The organism is Micromonospora sp. NPDC092111 (genome assembly GCF_044755745.1).
Lineage (GTDB): Bacteria > Actinomycetota > Actinomycetes > Mycobacteriales > Micromonosporaceae > Micromonospora.
The window spans coordinates 21659-37741 of record NZ_JBIVRQ010000012.1; the positions used below are offsets into that span (position 1 = coordinate 21659).

The 16083-nt window shown below is 72.2% G+C and carries 14 protein-coding genes and 1 pseudogene; 7 read left to right on the forward strand and 8 right to left on the reverse strand.

Annotated elements, in window-relative coordinates; genetic code table 11:
* Positions 1–160: 160 nt before the first annotated feature.
* A pseudogene (locus ACIQG9_RS21820) lies at positions 161–550 on the reverse strand (SDR family oxidoreductase); the annotation flags it as partial.
* Positions 551–713: 163 nt separating this feature from the next.
* Here ACIQG9_RS21820 and ACIQG9_RS21825 point away from each other — a divergent pair.
* Both ACIQG9_RS21825 and ACIQG9_RS21830 read left to right on the forward strand, forming a co-directional pair.
* Positions 714–1223: a SigE family RNA polymerase sigma factor gene (locus tag ACIQG9_RS21825; protein WP_400405246.1), complete on the forward strand. Its 510-nt coding sequence runs from the start codon at positions 714–716 to the stop codon at positions 1221–1223.
* A complete protein-coding gene (locus ACIQG9_RS21830; protein WP_400405249.1) occupies positions 1220–2065 on the forward strand; it encodes a hypothetical protein in 846 nt (281 codons plus the stop codon). Before ACIQG9_RS21825 ends, ACIQG9_RS21830 begins: the two co-directional genes overlap by 4 nt.
* A gap of 25 nt (positions 2066–2090) precedes the next feature.
* Here the strand turns inward: ACIQG9_RS21830 and ACIQG9_RS21835 are convergent, their stop codons facing one another.
* Complete coding sequence (locus ACIQG9_RS21835) at positions 2091–2588, reverse strand: GNAT family N-acetyltransferase (RefSeq protein WP_400405251.1); 498 nt, start codon at positions 2586–2588, stop codon at positions 2091–2093.
* Positions 2589–2779: 191 nt separating this feature from the next.
* On the opposite strand from ACIQG9_RS21835, the gene ACIQG9_RS21840 reads away from it, so the two are divergent.
* The 5 genes from ACIQG9_RS21840 (at position 2780) to ACIQG9_RS21860 (ending at position 7736) form a co-directional block, all read left to right on the forward strand.
* Entirely contained in the window at positions 2780–3154 is a 375-nt protein-coding gene (locus ACIQG9_RS21840; RefSeq protein WP_400405254.1) for an ArsR/SmtB family transcription factor, read from the forward strand.
* 73 nt (positions 3155–3227) lie between these two features.
* On the forward strand, positions 3228–3962 hold the full coding sequence (locus ACIQG9_RS21845) for a helix-turn-helix domain-containing protein (protein ID WP_400405257.1): 735 nt from the start codon (positions 3228–3230) through the stop codon (positions 3960–3962).
* Positions 3959–4720, forward strand: a complete 762-nt coding sequence (locus tag ACIQG9_RS21850; RefSeq protein ID WP_400405260.1) for an aquaporin — start codon at positions 3959–3961, stop codon at positions 4718–4720. Before ACIQG9_RS21845 ends, ACIQG9_RS21850 begins: the two co-directional genes overlap by 4 nt.
* A gap of 63 nt (positions 4721–4783) precedes the next feature.
* Entirely contained in the window at positions 4784–5191 is a 408-nt protein-coding gene (locus tag ACIQG9_RS21855; protein WP_400405262.1) for an arsenate reductase ArsC, read from the forward strand.
* A 301-nt stretch (positions 5192–5492) separates the two neighbouring features.
* Positions 5493–7736, forward strand: a complete 2244-nt coding sequence (locus tag ACIQG9_RS21860) for a M4 family metallopeptidase (protein WP_400405265.1) — start codon at positions 5493–5495, stop codon at positions 7734–7736.
* A gap of 138 nt (positions 7737–7874) precedes the next feature.
* On the opposite strand, the gene ACIQG9_RS21865 is transcribed toward ACIQG9_RS21860, so the two are convergent.
* Genes ACIQG9_RS21865 through kdpF form a run of 6 tightly spaced genes read right to left on the reverse strand, consistent with a single transcriptional unit; the run spans position 7875 to position 15973 of the window.
* Entirely contained in the window at positions 7875–8558 is a 684-nt protein-coding gene (locus ACIQG9_RS21865; protein ID WP_400405267.1) for a response regulator, read from the reverse strand.
* Positions 8555–11107, reverse strand: a complete 2553-nt coding sequence (locus ACIQG9_RS21870) for a DUF4118 domain-containing protein (protein WP_400405269.1) — start codon at positions 11105–11107, stop codon at positions 8555–8557. Before ACIQG9_RS21870 ends, ACIQG9_RS21865 begins: the two co-directional genes overlap by 4 nt.
* A 24-nt stretch (positions 11108–11131) precedes the next feature.
* On the reverse strand, positions 11132–12013 hold the full coding sequence (locus ACIQG9_RS21875) for a potassium-transporting ATPase subunit C (RefSeq protein ID WP_400405272.1): 882 nt from the start codon (positions 12011–12013) through the stop codon (positions 11132–11134).
* On the reverse strand, positions 12013–14208 hold the full coding sequence (gene kdpB, locus ACIQG9_RS21880; protein ID WP_400405274.1) for a potassium-transporting ATPase subunit KdpB: 2196 nt from the start codon (positions 14206–14208) through the stop codon (positions 12013–12015). The genes ACIQG9_RS21875 and kdpB overlap by 1 nt, the downstream gene beginning before the upstream one ends.
* A gap of 20 nt (positions 14209–14228) precedes the next feature.
* Complete coding sequence (kdpA, locus tag ACIQG9_RS21885) at positions 14229–15884, reverse strand: potassium-transporting ATPase subunit KdpA (protein WP_400405276.1); 1656 nt, start codon at positions 15882–15884, stop codon at positions 14229–14231.
* Positions 15884–15973, reverse strand: a complete 90-nt coding sequence (gene kdpF / locus ACIQG9_RS21890; protein WP_073839165.1) for a K(+)-transporting ATPase subunit F — start codon at positions 15971–15973, stop codon at positions 15884–15886. Before kdpF ends, kdpA begins: the two co-directional genes overlap by 1 nt.
* Positions 15974–16083 lie beyond the last annotated feature (110 nt).

The following is a 16083-nucleotide window of genomic DNA, read 5'->3' on the forward strand; positions in this document are numbered from 1 at the left end:
CGCTCGCGACGCATCCCTTGGGGTGGCCGCGCGGGCCGCGCGCCCCGCGCCACCGCCGCCGCTGGGCTTCCGATGGAACACCCGCCCCGATCGACCGAATCGCGGCAAGGCGCGGCCGTAGCTGTGCGCACGGGTGGACAGAACGGCGGTGAGGCGACGATCAGATGGTGAAGCCGCCGTCGACGTTGACCGTCGCCCCGGTGAGGTGACGCCCGTCCGGGCTGGCGAGGAACGCCACCACGGCGGCCACGTCGGCTGGCTCCGCGTAGTGGCCGAGGGCGGTGAACCCGTTGATCGTGTCGGCGTTCGGGCCGTCGGCGGGATTCAGTCCGGTGTCCGTGGCCCCTGGATTTACCAGGTTCACGGTGATCGCCCTGCCGCCGAGTTCGCGTCCGAGCGCCTTGGTCAGGCCGATCAGGGCGGTCTTGCTCATCGCGTACAGCGAGAAGCCGGGGAAGACCGCCCGCTCGGCCACGTTGCTGCCGATGTTGATGATCCGCCCGCCGGCCGACATCTGGCGCACCGCGGCCTGCGTGGCGACGAACGGCGCCGGCGCGGTTGTCCCTGCGGTTACGGCGGCCCGCCAGCATCGCGGTGTGGCCGATACGCGACGCTCCAGGTGGTAGGGCGGGTCACAAGAAAGTTCGTCGCCGGGAGCAACCCTGGGAGCCGGGCCCCACGTGACTATCTCGAAACGGGGATCGGAGGCCTGGATGGGCGATCGCGACACGGCGTTCGCGGAGTACTTTGCGGCACGGTCGGACGCGATGCGCGGCACCGCGTACCTGCTCTGCGGCGACTGGCACCGGGCGGAGGACCTGGTCCAGACCGCGTTCACCAAGCTCTATCTGGTCTGGAACCGGGTCTCGCGGCACGAGGTGCTGGACGCCTACGTACGCCAGATCCTGATCCGGGCCTTCCTCGACGAGCGACGCCGGGGCTGGTGGCGGCGGGAGCGGGTGGGCGGGAACGACGCCGAGCGGCCGACACCGCCCGACTCACCGGAGAACCGGTTGATGATGCTCCAGGCGCTGGCCGTCGTACCGCCACGCCAGCGGGCGGTGCTGGTTCTCCGGTACTGGGAGGACCTGTCGGTCGAGGAGACGGCGGCCCTTCTGGGTTGCTCGCCGGGGACGGTGAAGAGCCAGGCGTCTCGTGGCCTGGACACGCTGCGGGGCCTCCTGTCACCCACACACAGCGGGACCACGAAGGGGGAACGATGAACGGAGAAGAGTTGCGGGACACGCTGCACAGCGAGATGGCGGCGACCAGCCCGCCGCCGTCGCTGAGTGCGACCGCCATGCTGAGCACCGCCCGGCGCGCGCGCATCCGTCGCCGCACGATCGGGGCCTGTGCCGGCTCGGCGGCGACAGTGCTGGCGGTGGTCGGCATCGCCACGGCCATCACCCCCGGTGCCGGCGGCTACCAGCCGGCGGGCCCCGCGCCGCAGGTGACCCCGCATCCGTCGGCGAAGGACACCGCGCAGCCGTGGCCGACCGGCCCGGACGGCCACCCGCAGGAGGACCGGACCGCGCGGGCGGGTTCCCGGTACGACCAGGGAGTCCGGCTACTCGACGAGATCACGTCCGTGGTGCCGGCCGGTTACACCGCGCCGGAGAACCGGGCGGACCAGCCCGCTGGCGACATGCCGCTGCGGTCGCACCAGGCCCAGTTCGAGGAGAGGGTGAACGGCGTCGACGTGTGGAGTTACCTGTCGTCGGCCACCCTGGCCGAGGGGGACCGGATGGGGCGTCTGCTCGTCGAGGTGCACACCGCGGGCAATCAGCTACCGGCCGAACCGTGCGCGCTGGCCCGCCGGTTCTGGGGCATGCAGGGCGAGTGCCAGTTGGTGACCGTCGGGGCGGCGCAGGTCGGCGTGGTGGTCCGACCCGGCCTCGACGACCGGTTCGACCAGTGGGCGGCCTACCGGCACCCGGATGGTGTGGTGGTGTTCGTGGCGCAGGGCGCGGACCTCGGCGACGAGCGGCCGAGCCTGACCGGGCTGCCGTTCTCGGTGCGGCAGCTTGCGTCCCTCGCCGTGGACGAGCGGTTCCACCTGCGGTGAGGCGGCGTCGGGTGGCCGCCGCTGGTCAGGTGATGGCGGGGCTGCGGCGTTCGAGGAGAACGACGTCGCGCCACCGGCCGTGGTGGCGGCCGACCCGTTCCCGGACGCCGATGACCCGGAACCCGACCCGGCGGTGCAGGGCGAGGCTGGCGGTGTTCTCGGGGAACACGCCGGACTGGATGGTCCAGATGCCGGCCGTCTCGGTGGCGGCGATCAGCGCGTCGAGCAGCAGCCGGGCCACGCCGCGCCCGTGGGCGGCGGGGTCGACGTAGACGGAGTGCTCGACCACTCCGGCATAGACGGCGCGGGTCGAGGTCGGGGAGACGGCGATCCAGCCGACCAGCGTGCCGCCGGGGTCGACGGCGACGAAGCGGTGGTCGGGTAGCTTGCCGGCGTCGAACGCCGGCCAGGTGGGCGCGACGGTCTCGAAGCTGGCGTTGCCACCGTCGAGGCCGGCCTGGTAGATCGCCAGGACCCGGTCGGCGTCGCCGGCGCGCATGGGGCGGACGGTGATGTCGGCCATCAGCAGGCTCCGGTCGGCACCGGAGCGGGCAACTCGTCCGCCACCGCACCTCTCATCGTCGATCGCCGACAGACCATCGAATCCTAGCCGGTACGACACCTGGGCCGGGCTGCCGCAGCACGCGTCACCTGCCGCGACGCCCGTCGGGTCAGCCGGTTGCCCGCTGATTTGACATCTGTGAAGCTAGAGGAATGTCGAAGCAATCGGTGGCGCTCCCCGTCCTCGACCTGGACGCCGAGGCGTCCTGCTGCCTGCCGCTGGCGCGGCACCGGGTACCGGCCGAGACCGCCGCCGTCCTCGCCCCCGCGTTCAAGGCCCTCGGCGACCCGGTACGCCTGCGGCTGATGTCGATGATCGCCTCCGCCGAGGGCGGCGAGGCATGCGTGTGCGACCTGACGCCGGCGTTCGACCTGACCGGGCCGACGATCTCCCACCACCTCAGGACACTGCGCGAGGCCGGCCTCGTCGATGCCGAGCGCCGGGGCACCTGGGTCTACTACCGGGCCCGGCCGGCCGTCCTACGCCAGCTCGCCGCACTGCTCACGGTCGACGACGCCACGGACTGACGTCGGCTCGCCCGCGTCGCCAGCAGGCCCCCTGGCTTGACGATCCGGCTTTCACTCAGCGATAGTTGACTCAATGAATGCTGAGCTTTCCTCCCTGCCGGGGCGGGCCCGGATCCACGCCGCGCTCGGCGATCCGGCGCGCCTGGCGATCGTGGACGCGCTCACCCTCGGCGACGCCTCCCCCGGCGAGATCGCTGGCACCCTGAAGATGCCCACCAACCTGGTCGCCCACCATGTCAAGGTCCTCACCGACGCCGGCCTGGTCACCCGAGGCCGCTCCGAGGGGGACCGCCGCCGCACCTACCTGCGGCTGCGGCCCGAGGCGCTCGCCACGCTGAACCCGCCGCCACTGGCCGGGGTGGGCCGGGTGGTGTTCGTCTGCACCCACAACTCCGCCCGCTCGCAGCTCGCCGCCGCACTCTGGTCCGACCGCACCCACAGCGCAACGGCCTCCGCGGGGACGAGGCCGGCTCGCCGCGTCCATCCCCGCGCGGTCGCGGTGGCTCGTCGGCACGGCCTGGACCTCGATCCGACCGGTACGGCACAGGTCGCGGACGTCGCGCGGGACGACGACCTGCTGATCGCCGTCTGCGACAACGCCCACGAGGAACTCACCGGCCCGATCCGGCCACGGCTGCACTGGTCGGTGCCCGACCCGGTCCGCGTCGACACCGACGCCGCGTTCGAGGCCGCCTTCACCGACCTCGCCGACCGCGTCGACCGCCTCACCCCCGCCGTCGCCCGCCAGCCGCCCGGTCACGGCTCCTGCCGTCGGCCGGACCACGACCCGGAGAGAACCCACCGATGACCGTCGCACCCTGGCGTCGCCTGCTCGCCGAGTTCACCGGCACCGCCCTCCTGGTCACCGCCGTGGTCGGCTCCGGCATCATGGCCAGCACGCTCTCCCCGAACGACGTCGGGCTGCAGTTGCTGGAGAACTCGATCGCCACCGCCCTCGCCCTGGGTGCCCTGATCCTGATCTTCGGCCCGGTCTCCGGAGCGCACTTCAACCCCGTCGTGTCCGTCGCGGACTGGTTCCTCGGCCGCCGCACCCACACCGGTCTGACCGGCCGGGACCTCGGCGGTTACGTTGCCGCCCAGATCCTCGGGGCGGTCGGCGGGTCGATCCTGGCGAACCTGATGTTCGACCTGCCCGCCGTGACCTGGTCGACCCGACACCGGGCGGCCGGGCACCTGTGGCTCGGCGAGGTCGTCGCCACCACCGGCCTGATCCTGCTGATCTTCGCCCTGGCCCGGTCCGGTCGCGCCGCCACCGCACCCGCGGCGGTCGGCGCCTACATCGGCGCGGCGTACTGGTTCACCTCGTCGACATCGTTCGCCAACCCGGCCGTGACCATCGGCCGGGGGTTCACCGACACCTTCGCCGGGATCCACCCGGGCTCGGTGCCGGGCTTCGTCGTCGCGCAGCTCGCCGGCCTCGCCGTCGGCGCGGGGCTGCTGAGGGCCCTCTACCCCGACGTCGGGCAGGCCGCCGACCGGGTCGTCGTGCCCACCGACGAGACGGCGGTCGACCAACGCCCGGGATCCCCCGCCGGTCACCCCTGACCCACCTGTCGACCAGCCGCCGGCCAGCCGGCCTGGCGACCCGTCCGGCCCGAAAGGCAGCCCATGAGCACCAGGCCCTCCGTCCTGTTCGTCTGCGTCCACAACGCCGGCCGGTCGCAGATGGCCGCCGGGTGGCTGCGCCACCTGGCCGGCGACTCCGTCGAGGTCCGCTCCGCCGGCTCCGCCCCCGCCGAGTCGGTCAATCCGGCCGCGGTGGAGGCGATGCGGGAGGTCGGGATCGACATCACCGACCAGACCCCCAGGCTTCTCGCGTACGAGACGGCGCAGTCCTCGGACGTCATCGTGACCATGGGCTGCGGCGACGCCTGCCCCGTCTTCCCCGGCAAGCGCTACGAGGACTGGAAGCTGGACGACCCGGCCGGCAAGGGCGTCGAGTCCGTCCGCCCGATCCGCGACGAGATCCGCGCCCGGGTCGCGCGACTCCTCGGTGAGCTGCGCGCCGCCGCCTGATCCGGTGGGTCCCGGGCCCTGGTGGGTGCCCCGGACCCGGTGTCGACGACGCCGCTCCGACCCGATCGCGGGGGATTCGGAGACCCATCGATATCGGTCATCATGTTAGATGATCGTTGTCAATGTGTTGCGTTCGTAACGCGAGTGGAACATCTTTTACGGAATCTCGGTTTCCATATCGGCGAGGGCATGAGGAACTCGATATGGAATCCCGCCACCAGGCTCCTTCCCAGACTCTCCAATGAGGACGAAGATTTCGATATCGATCGATGCGAAAGCATCTCGGATTGGGGAGGTCAACTTGAGATCAGCCCTTGCGCTGGCCGGCATCACCATGCTTGCCAGCAGCGGTCTCGTGGTCACCGCCACGAGCGCGTCCGCCGCCCCGCCACCCACACCGGGGCCCGCGCTGGTCACCGCCGCCGACGCGGCGTTGAAGGCCAACGCCCGGACCGTCAAGGCCTCGACGAAGGACCGGTACGCCGTCCACAGCAGCAAGCGGGACGCGAACGGCGGCGGCGTGGTCCGCTACAGCCGGACGTACGACGGGCTGCGCGTCCACGGCGGGGACTTCGTCATCCGCACCGAGGCCGACGGCGACTTCGCCGGCAGTTCGGTCGGCCTGGCGGCCCCGCTGAGCCTCGGCACCACCCCGAAGGTCAGCGCGGAACGGGCCCGGAAGGCGGCGACCGCCGAGTTCTCCGGCAAGATCACCGGCACCGGCCCGGCGGAACTCTTCGTCGACGCCAGCAGCGGGACCGGGCGGCTCGCCTGGGAGACCGTGGTGGCCGGCTGGGCACCGGACGGGCAGACCCCCTCGAAGCTGCACGTCATCAGTGACGCGTTGACCGGCTCGCTGATCGGCTCGTACGACGAGGTCGAGTCCGTCGTCGGCACCGGCAACAGCGTCTACGCCGGCCCGGTCGTGGTCGACACCACCCAGTCCGGTTCGACGTACAGCCTCGTCGACCCGACGCGCGGCAGCGGCCGTACCTGCGACATGAACAACGGCACCTCGACCTGCACCACCTTCACCGACGCCGACAACGTGTGGGGCAACGGCACGGTCTCCGACCGGCAGTCCGCCGCCGTGGACGCCCACTTCGGCGCCGCCAAGACGTTCGACTACTTCAAGAACGTGCACGGCCGCAACGGCATCTTCGGCAACGGCACCGGCGTGCCGAGCCGGGTGCACTACGGCAACGCCTACGTCAACGCCTTCTGGGACGGCGCGCAGATGACCTACGGCGACGGCGCGGGCAACACCAAGCCGCTCGTCTCGCTCGACGTGGCCGGCCACGAGATGAGCCACGGCGTCACCGCCAACGTGGTGCCCGGCGGCCTGACCTACTCCGGTGAGTCCGGCGGCCTGAACGAGGCCACCAGCGACATCTTCGGCAACATGGTGGAGTTCTACGCGAACACCACCGCCGACCCCGGTGACTACGAGGTCGGTGAGAAGATCGACATCCGGGGCACCGGCGTCCCGCTGCGCTACATGTACAACCCGACGCTGGACGGCTCGTCGCACGGCTGCTGGTCGACCAGCACCAACAGCATCGACGTGCACTACTCCTCCGGCCCGGCCAACCACTTCTTCTTCAACCTGGCCGTGGGCACCGGGGCGACCCCGTACGGCAACTCGCCGCTCTGCGGATCCGCTCCCCCGGTGACCGGGATCGGCCGGGAGAAGGCGGAGAAGATCTGGTTCCGCGCCCTGGACGTGTACTTCGTCTCGAACACCCGCTACGTGAACACCGCCCAGCCGACGAACACCGCGCGGCTGCACACCCTGTCGGCCGCCACCGACCTGTACGGCCTCTGCAGCACCGAGTACAAGGCGGTGCAGGCCGCCTGGACCGCGGTGAACGTGGTCGGCTCCGAGTCCTGCGCCGACAACGACTTCTCCGTCTCGGTCGCCCCGGCGACGGTGACCGTCGACCCGGGCACCTCGGCCACCGCCACGGTCGGCACCACGGTCGTCCGGGGCACGGCCGAGCAGGTGACCTTCTCGACCGGCCCGCTGCCCGCGGGCGTGACCGTCTCGTTCAACCCGCCGTCGGTCACCGCCGGTGGGTCGACCACCCTCACGGTCAGTGCCTCGGCCACGGCCGGCAGCGGTTCCTTCGCGATCACCGTGGTCGGCACCTCCCCGTCGGTCGCCCGGACGACCACCCTGAGCCTGACGGTGAACGGGCTGCCGGGCTGCTCCGGCACCAACGGGACCGACGTGCCGATCGCCGACAACACGACGGTGGAGAGCACGATCGTGATCAGCGGCTGCGCGGCGACCCCCTCCACGGCGAGCAAGGTCGAGGTGCACATCGTGCACACCTACATCGGTGACCTCGTGGTCAGCCTGGTCGCACCGGACGGCAGCACGTACGTGCTGCACAACCGCACCGGTTCCAGCACCGACAACATCGACCAGATCTACACCGTGAACCTCTCCACCGAGGCCGCGAACGGGAGCTGGCGGTTGCGGGTCCAGGACGCGGCGAGCCTCGACACCGGCTACCTCAACAGTTGGACCCTGACCCTCTGACAGTGATGACGCTGAGAGCGGGCCACCCGGGTCGTCCCGGGTGGCCCGCCGCCTCATCCGCAACCGAAGCTCGTCGACCCGATCCTGCCCGGCCGCCCCGACCTCACCTGACGGCGGCCCGACCGTGGCCGCTCCGGGCTACGGCCGGTAGCGGTAGCCCATGCCCGGTTCGGTGATCAGGTGCCGGGGCCGGGCCGGGTCGTCCTCCAGCTTGCGCCGGAGCTGCGCCATGTACTGCCGCAGGTAGTTGGTCTCGTGCTGGTACCCCGGCCCCCACACGTCGTGCAGAAGCTGGCGTTGGCTGACCAGCTTCCCCGGGTGGCGCAACAGCTTCTCCAACATCGCCCACTGGGTGGGGGTGAGCCGGACCTCGGTGCCGTCGTCCCGGGTGACGGTACGGTCGGCCAGGTCGACGGTGTGCCGGCCCACCCGGGGCGCGGCCGTGGCGTCCACCGGCGAGGCGGCGAGGCGGCGGGTGACGGCGCGGATGCGGGCCAGGAGTTCGTCCACGCCGAACGGCTTGGTGACGTAGTCGTCGGCACCGGCGTCGAGGGCGGCGACCTTGTCCTCGCTGCCGGCCCGGCCCGACAGCACGATGATCGGGACGGTCGTCCAGCCGCGCAGGCCCCGGATGACGTCGGTGCCGTCGAGGTCGGGCAGGCCGAGGTCGAGCACCACCAGGTCGGGCGGATGGCTGGCGGCGGCCTTCAGCGCGGCGGTACCCGTCCCGGCGACCTCGACGTCGTACCCCCGGGCACGCAGGTTGATCCGGAGCGCGCGCAGGATCTGCGGTTCGTCGTCGACGACCAGGATGCGGGTCATTGCGGCGGCCCTCCGGGGGCGGTCTGCCCGGCGGCGGGCAGGCGCAGCACCATGGTCAACCCGCCGCCGGGGGTGGTCTCGGGGGTGATGCTGCCACCCATCGCCTCGGCCAGCCCCCGGGACAGCGCGAGTCCGAGGCCCACGCCGGTCTGGTTGTCCCGGTCGCCGAGCCGCTGGAACGGCAGGAAGACGTGCTCCCACTGGTCCTCGGGGATGCCCGGGCCGGTGTCGATGACCCGCAGCTCCACCTGCCCGGCGTGGGCGCTGGCGGTGATCGTGGGCGGCTGCCCGGACGGACTGTGCCGCAGGGCGTTGGCGACGATGTTCACCAGCACCCGCTCCAGCAGGCCCGGGTCGGCGCTGGCGGCCGGCAGGTCGGCGGGGATGTCGGTGCGGACGTCGGCGGCCACCGGTCCCAGCTCGTCCAGGGCCCGGGGTACGGCGTCCTCCAGGCCGATCGGGGTCCGGCTGACGCCGAGCGCGCCGGCCTGCAACCGGCTCATGTCGAGCAGGTTCGCCACCAACCGGCCGAGCCGGTCCAGGGACTCGTCGGCGGTGGCCAGCAGTTCGGCCCGGTCCTCCGGGTCGAACTCGACGTCGGGGCTGCGCAGGCTGCTCACCGCCGCCTTCGCCGAGGCGAGGGGCGTACGCAGATCGTGGCTGACTGCGGCGAGCAGCGCGGTGCGCATCCGGTCGGCCTCGGCGAGCGGCCGGGCGGTGGCCGCCTCCTCGGCGAGCCGTTCCTGGCGCAGCGCGACGGCGGCCTGGGCCGCGAACGCCTCGACGATGCGCCGGTCGGCGGCCTCCAGCCGGCGACCGCTGAGCACGACGGTCAACCGGTCGTCGACCGGTACCGCGGTCTCACCCGCGCTGGGGCTGCCCGCCGGGGCGTCGCCGACGCTGGCCACCCGCCGCCAGGCGCCCTCCTCGCGGGCCCGGCCGGGCCGCCCCTCGGCGTCGGCGACGAGTTCCAGCACGCTGACCGCCCGCAGCGCGAAGGTCTCCCGGAGCCGGTCGAGCAGCGCCGGCAGCGGCCGTTCGCCCCGCAGCACGCTGCCGGCGACGGTGGCCAGGGTCTGCGCGTCGGCGGCGGCCCGGGCGGCCTCCCGGGTACGCCGGGCCGCCACGTCGACCACCCAGCTCACCGCGACCGCCACCCCGACGAAGACGCCGAGGGCGAGGAGGTTGTCCGCCTCGGCGATGGTCAGCGTGTGGAAGGGCGGGGTGAAGAACCAGTTCAGCAGCAGCGAACCGCCGAGCGCGGCGACCAGCGCCGGCCACAGCCCGCCGACCAGCGCCACCCCGACGACCCCGGCGAGGAAGAGCAGGATGTCGTTGGTCAGCATCAGGTCCGGCAGGGTCGCCAGCAGCAGGGTCAGCAGCGGCATGCCGAACGCGGCGAGCGCGTACCCGAGCAGCCGCCGCCGCCGGGACAGCGCCGCCGGCATGCCGGCCCCCTGCCGGCCCCGCCCGGCCTGCGGGTGGGTGACCAGGTGCACGTCGATCGCCCCGGACAGGGCCGTGGTGGTGACCCCGACCCCGCGCGAGAAGAGCTGCGCGAACCGACCGCGCCGGCTGGCCCCCAGCACCAACTGGGTGGCGTTCACCCCCCGGGCGAAGTCGAGCAGGGCCGCCGGCACGTCGCCGCCGAGCACCTGATGGTAGGTGCCGCCGAGGCTCTCCACCAGGATCCGTTGCCGGGCGAGTTGGGCCGGGTCCGCGCCGGCCAGCCCGTCGTTGCGGGCCACGTGCACGGCGAGCAGGTCGGCGCCCTTGCTCCGGGCGGCGATCCGGGCCGCCCGGCGGATCAGCGTCTCCCCCTCCGGGCCGCCGGTGAGCGCCACCACGACCCGCTCGCGGGCCTCCCAGGTGGCCGAGATGCCCTGCTGGGCCCGGTACCGGTCGAGCTGGTCGTCGACCTTGTCGGCCAGCCAGAGCAGGGCCAGCTCGCGCAGCGCGGTGAGGTTGCCGATCCGGAAGTAGTTGCCCAGCGCGGCATCGATCTTGTCGGACCGGTAGATGTTGCCGTGCGCCATCCGGCGGCGCAGCGCCTCCGGGGTCATGTCGACCAGTTCGACCTGCTCGGCGGCGCGGACGACGGCGTCGGGGACGGTCTCCCGCTGGGTGGTGCCGGTGATCTGGGCGACCACGTCGTTGATCGACTCCAGGTGCTGGATGTTGACCGTCGACAGCACGGAGATGCCCGCGTCGAGCAGTTCCTGGACGTCCTGCCAGCGCTTCTCGTGCCGGGAGCCGGGCACGTTGGTGTGGGCCAACTCGTCGACCACGGCGATCTCGGGGCGGCGGGCCAGGACCGCGTCCAGGTCCATCTCGGTGAACCCGGTGCCCCGGTAGGTGATCGGCCGGCGGGGCACCACCTCCAGGTCGCCGACCATCGCCGCGGTGTGCGGACGACCGTGCGTCTCGACCAGGCCGACCACCACGTCCGTGCCGCGCTCGGCGCGACGCCGGGCCTCCTCCAGCATCGCGTACGTCTTGCCGACACCGGGGGCGGCCCCCAGGTAGATGCGCAGTTCTCCACGGGGCACGGGACCATCCTCTCGCCGTACCGGTCAGCGGGCGGGGAACCGCTCGTCCAGGGCCAGGTTCAGCTCCAGCACGTTCACCCCGGGGGCGCCCATGAAGCCCAGCGTCCGAGCGGTGGTGTGCTCCCGTACCAGGCGACGGACCGCCGCCGGGTCCGCGCCGCGCTCCCGCGCCACCCGGGCCACCTGGATCTCGGCGTACGCCGGGCTGATCTGCGGGTCGAGGCCGCTGCCGCTGGCGGTGACCGCGTCGGCGGGGACGGCGGGCCGGGCCGGGGCGTCCCCCCGGACCGGGGTGACCAGCCCACCGGCGGCGACGTAGTCCTCGCCCGGCGTCGCCAGCTCCACCGGCACCCCCTGCCAGGAGGTGACGAACGGGGTGGCCGGGGCGGTCTGGTTGACGCTGACCACCCGGGTGATCCGGCCGGTCAGCCCGTCGGCGCGGAACACGGCCAGCACCGCGCCCACCCCGTCCGGCGTGCAGTACGGCCGCCGCCCGTCGACGCCGTCGAAGTCCCCGACGGCCCGGCTGCGCGCGCAGACCTGGGTGAGCAGGCTCCGCGTCGAGGACCCGGGGTCGGCGGCGAGGGTGTCGACCACGCTCTCCGGGCCGAGGTTGGCGGCTGCGGTGGCGGTCGGGTCGTAGCCGTCGCCGGCGGCCGACGGACGGGACTGGAAGTACCGCGGGACGGGATTGCCGTCGGGGTCGGTGAAGGACTGCCCGATCAGGGCGCTGCCGACGGTCCGGCCGTCCACGGTCAGCAGTGACCCGTCGGCCTTCGCGTCCAGGCCCGGGATCCGGCCGGCGGCGACCAGGGCGAGTGGATAGGCCACGCCGAGCAGCGCGGTGAACACGAGCAGGGCGCGCAGGGCGGCGAGGTGTTGGGCGAGCCAGGTGGGTAGGCGCATCACGAGATCCCCGGGACGAACTGGATGAGCAGGTCGATGAGCTTGATGCCGACGAACGGCACGATGATCCCGCCGAGGCCGTAGACCAGCAGGTTGCGGCCGAGCAGCTTCGACGCGGCCGACGGCCGGTAGCGCACGCCGCGCAGGGCCAACGGGATGAGCGCGATGATCACCAGGGCGTTGAAGATCACCGCCGAGAGGATCGCCGACTCGGGGCTGGCCAGCCGCATCACGTTGAGGGTGTCCAGGCTCGGGTAGATGCCGGCGAACATGGCCGGGATGATCGCGAAGTACTTCGCCACGTCGTTGGCGATGCTGAAGGTGGTCAGCGCACCCCGGGTGATCAGCAACTGCTTGCCGATCTCCACGATCTCGATCAGCTTGGTCGGGTCGGAGTCCAGGTCGACCATGTTGCCGGCCTCCTTGGCGGCCGACGTGCCGGTGTTCATCGCGACGCCGACGTCGGCCTGGGCCAGGGCCGGGGCGTCGTTGGTGCCGTCCCCGGTCATCGCGACCAGCCGGCCGCCCTCCTGCTCCTTGCGGATCAGGGCGAGCTTGTCCTCCGGGGTGGCCTCGGCGAGGAAGTCGTCCACCCCGGCCTCGTCGGCGATCGCCTTCGCGGTACGCGGGTTGTCACCGGTGATCATCACGGTCCGGATGCCCATCCGGCGCATCTCGTCGAACCGCTCCCGCATGCCGGCCTTCACCACGTCCTTGAGGTGGACGACCCCGAGCGCGCGGGCCGGCTGGCCGTCGACGTGCTCGGCCACCACCAGCGGGGTGCCGCCGATCCCGCTGATCTCGTCGACGACCTGGCCGACCTGCTCCGTCGGGTGGCCGCCGTTCTCCCGCACCCACTTCATCACCGCCGCCGCCGCGCCCTTGCGGATCCGCCGGGCAGGTCCGGCATGGCCCGGGGCCTCGTCCAGGTCGACGCCGCTCATCCGGCTCTGGGCGGTGAACGGCACGAAGGTGGCGTGCGGCATCAGGCCCGGCTCCCGTTCGCGCAGGCCGAACCCGTTCTTGGCCAGGACGACCACCGACCGCCCCTCGGGCGTCTCGTCGGCGAGGCTGGCGAGCTGCGCGGCGTCGGCGACGTCGGCGGCGGTGACCCCCTCGACCGGGAGGAACTCGGCGGCCTGCCGGTTGCCGAGGGTGATGGTGCCGGTCTTGTCCAACAGCAGGGTGTTGACGTCGCCGGCCGCCTCCACGGCCCGGCCGCTCATGGCGAGGACGTTGCGCTGGACCAGGCGGTCCATCCCGGCGATGCCGATCGCCGACAGCAGCGCCCCGATGGTGGTCGGGATCAGGCAGACCAGCAGCGACACCAGCACCACCCCGGTCACCCCGGCGTCGGTGATCGCCCCGGTGTCGGGGGCGGCGGCCTGGTACGCCTTCGAGAAGATCGCCAACGGCTGGAGGGTGACCACGGCCAGCAGGAAGATGACGGTGAGCGCGGCGAGCAGGATGTTCAGCGCGATCTCGTTCGGGGTCTTCTGCCGGTTCGCCCCCTCGACCAGGGCGATCATCCGGTCGATGAAACTCTCCCCCGGCTTCTGGGTGATCCGCACGACGATCCGGTCGGAGAGCACCTTCGTACCGCCGGTGACCGCGCTGCGGTCGCCGCCGGACTCCCGGATCACCGGCGCGGACTCACCGGTGATCGCGGACTCGTCGACGCTGGCGATGCCCTCGACGACGTCCCCGTCGCCGGGGATGACGCCGCCGGCGCAGACCAGGACGACGTCCCCCTGGCGCAGGTCCGGCGCGGGGACCGCCTCGTCGGTGTAGGTGTTGGCGGCGGCGCCCGGAGCCCAGCCGACCAGCCGGGTGGCGATGGTGTCCCGCTTGGCCTGGCGCAGGGTGGCGGCCTGCGCCTTGCCCCGGCCCTCGGCGACCGCCTCGGCGAGGTTGGCGAACAGCACGGTGAGCCAGAGCCAGCCGGTGATCGCCCAGGCGAAGACCGACGGGTCGGTCACCGCGAGGACGGTGGTGAAGGCCGCGCCGATCTCCACGATCAGCATCACCGGGTTGCGCCACAGGGTGCGCGGGTCGAGCTTGCCCAGCGCGTCGGGCAGGGACCGGACGAGCTGCCCCGGGTCCAGCAGGCCGCCGCCGACCCGGTTGCCCTGGGTAGCGGGGGTACCGGCGGTCGCCTGGTCGCCGCTGCCGGTTGTCACGGTTGTGAGGGACATGTCCTCGTTCCTCATGCTGGTCACAGCCCTTCGGCCAGCGGGCCGAGCGCGAGCGCGGGCAGGAAGGTGAGCGCCACCAGGACCACCGCGACGCCGACGACCATCCCGACGAAGAGCGGTCGGTGGGTCGGCAGGGTGCCCTCGGAGGCGGGGGTGGGTGCCTGGCGGGCGAGCGAGCCGGCCAGGGCGAGTACGAAGATGATCGGCAGGAACCGGCCGAGCAGCATGCACAGTCCGAGCGCGGTGTTCCACCATGCCGTGTTCACCGTGATCCCGGCGAACGCCGAACCGTTGTTGTTGCTCGCCGAGGTGAACGCGTACAGCACCTCGGACAGGCCGTGCGGACCGACGTTCAACGCCGTCGAGTTGTTGCCGCTGGCGAAGGCGGCGGCGGTGCCGATCAGCACCAGCGCCGGGGTGACCAGGAAGTACAGCGAGGCGAACTTGATCTCGCGGGAGCCGATCTTCTTGCCCAGGTATTCCGGGGTCCGGCCGACCATCAGGCCGGCCACGAACACCGTGATCACGGCGAGGATCAGCAGGCCGTACAGGCCCGCGCCGACCCCACCGGGGGCGACCTCGCCGAGCATCATGTTGCCCAGCGTCATCATCCCGCCCAGCGCGGTGTACGAGTCGTGGAACGAGTTCACCGCGCCGGTGGAGGTGAGCGTGGTGGCGGCGGCGAAGGTCGCCGAGTTCGACACGTCGAACCGGACCTCCTTGCCCTCCAGGGCCGCACCCACCGCCTGCGGGACGGTGCCGTGTCCGGCCAGCTCGAAGGCGTTGGTCAGGGTGATGCTGGCGAGCGCCAGGACGGCCATCACCGCGACGATCGCGTTGCCCTGCCGGGTCTGGCCGACCATCCGGCCGAAGACGCGGGGCAGGCTGAACGGGATCAACAGGATCAGCAGGATCTCGATCCAGTTCGTCCAGGCCGTCGGGTTCTCGAACGGGTGGGCGCTGTTGGCGTTGTAGAAGCCGCCGCCGTTGGTGCCCAGCTCCTTGATGACCTCCTGGCTGGCCACCGGGCCGCCGGTGATCGTCTGGCCGCCGCCGGTCAGGGTGCCGACGTCGGTGCCGGCGGAGAGGTTCTGCACCACGCCGCCGGCCATCAGCACGAGCGCGCCGAGCACCGCGATCGGCAGCAGGATCCGCAGCGTGATCCGCACCAGGTCGACCCAGAAGTTGCCCAGCTCGCCGGTACGGCTGCGGGCGAACCCCCGGACCAGGGCCACCGCCACGGCGATGCCCACGGCCGCGGAGACGAAGTTCTGCACCGCCAGCCCGGCCATCTGCACCAGGTGACCCATGGTCGACTCTCCCGAGTACCACTGCCAGTTCGTGTTGGTCACGAAGGAGACGGCGGTGTTCCAGGCCCCGTGCGGGACCACCGGGTCGAAGCCCAGCGACAGCCACAGGTGGTTCTGCACCCGTTGGAAGGCGTACAGGAACAGGATCGAGACGGCGGAGAAGGCCAGCAGGCTGCGGGCGTACACGCCCCAGGACTGCTCGGCCGCCGGGTTCACCCCGACCAGGCGGAAGACACCACGCTCGACGCGGGACTGCCGGGTGCCGGCGACCGCCCGGAACATGTAGTCGCCGAACGGGCGGTGCACGGCGACCAGCACCACCGCCAGCGACAGGACGAAGACGACGCCGGCTGTTGTCGTGGTCATCAGAAGCGCTCCGGGAACAACAGCGCGACGACCATGAACACTCCCAGGCCGATCGCCAGCACAAGGCCGACGGCGTTGACGGCGCTCACAGCTTCTCCACGCCCCTCACCACGAGGGCGAGCACCGCGAACAGCGCCGCCGTCACCAGCACGAACACCACGTCAGACACGCTGACTCCTCTTACCGGACCCGACCGCCG

Bases quoted from the DNA above. Each gene is read 5' to 3' on its own strand.
- ACIQG9_RS21855 (WP_400405262.1), top strand. From the start codon at position 4,784: ATGAGCACCAGGCCCTCCGTCCTGTTCGTCTGCGTCCACAACGCCGGC.
- ACIQG9_RS21865 (WP_400405267.1), bottom strand. From the start codon at position 8,558: ATGACCCGCATCCTGGTCGTCGACGACGAACCGCAGATCCTGCGCGCG.
- kdpB (WP_400405274.1), bottom strand. From the start codon at position 14,208: ATGTCCCTCACAACCGTGACAACCGGCAGCGGCGACCAGGCGACCGCC.
- ACIQG9_RS21875 (WP_400405272.1), bottom strand. From the start codon at position 12,013: ATGCGCCTACCCACCTGGCTCGCCCAACACCTCGCCGCCCTGCGCGCC.
- ACIQG9_RS21845 (WP_400405257.1), top strand. From the start codon at position 3,228: ATGAATGCTGAGCTTTCCTCCCTGCCGGGGCGGGCCCGGATCCACGCC.
- ACIQG9_RS21835 (WP_400405251.1), bottom strand. From the start codon at position 2,588: ATGGCCGACATCACCGTCCGCCCCATGCGCGCCGGCGACGCCGACCGG.
- kdpA (WP_400405276.1), bottom strand. From the start codon at position 15,884: ATGACCACGACAACAGCCGGCGTCGTCTTCGTCCTGTCGCTGGCGGTG.
- ACIQG9_RS21850 (WP_400405260.1), top strand. From the start codon at position 3,959: ATGACCGTCGCACCCTGGCGTCGCCTGCTCGCCGAGTTCACCGGCACC.
- ACIQG9_RS21830 (WP_400405249.1), top strand. From the start codon at position 1,220: ATGAACGGAGAAGAGTTGCGGGACACGCTGCACAGCGAGATGGCGGCG.
- ACIQG9_RS21840 (WP_400405254.1), top strand. From the start codon at position 2,780: ATGTCGAAGCAATCGGTGGCGCTCCCCGTCCTCGACCTGGACGCCGAG.
- ACIQG9_RS21825 (WP_400405246.1), top strand. From the start codon at position 714: ATGGGCGATCGCGACACGGCGTTCGCGGAGTACTTTGCGGCACGGTCG.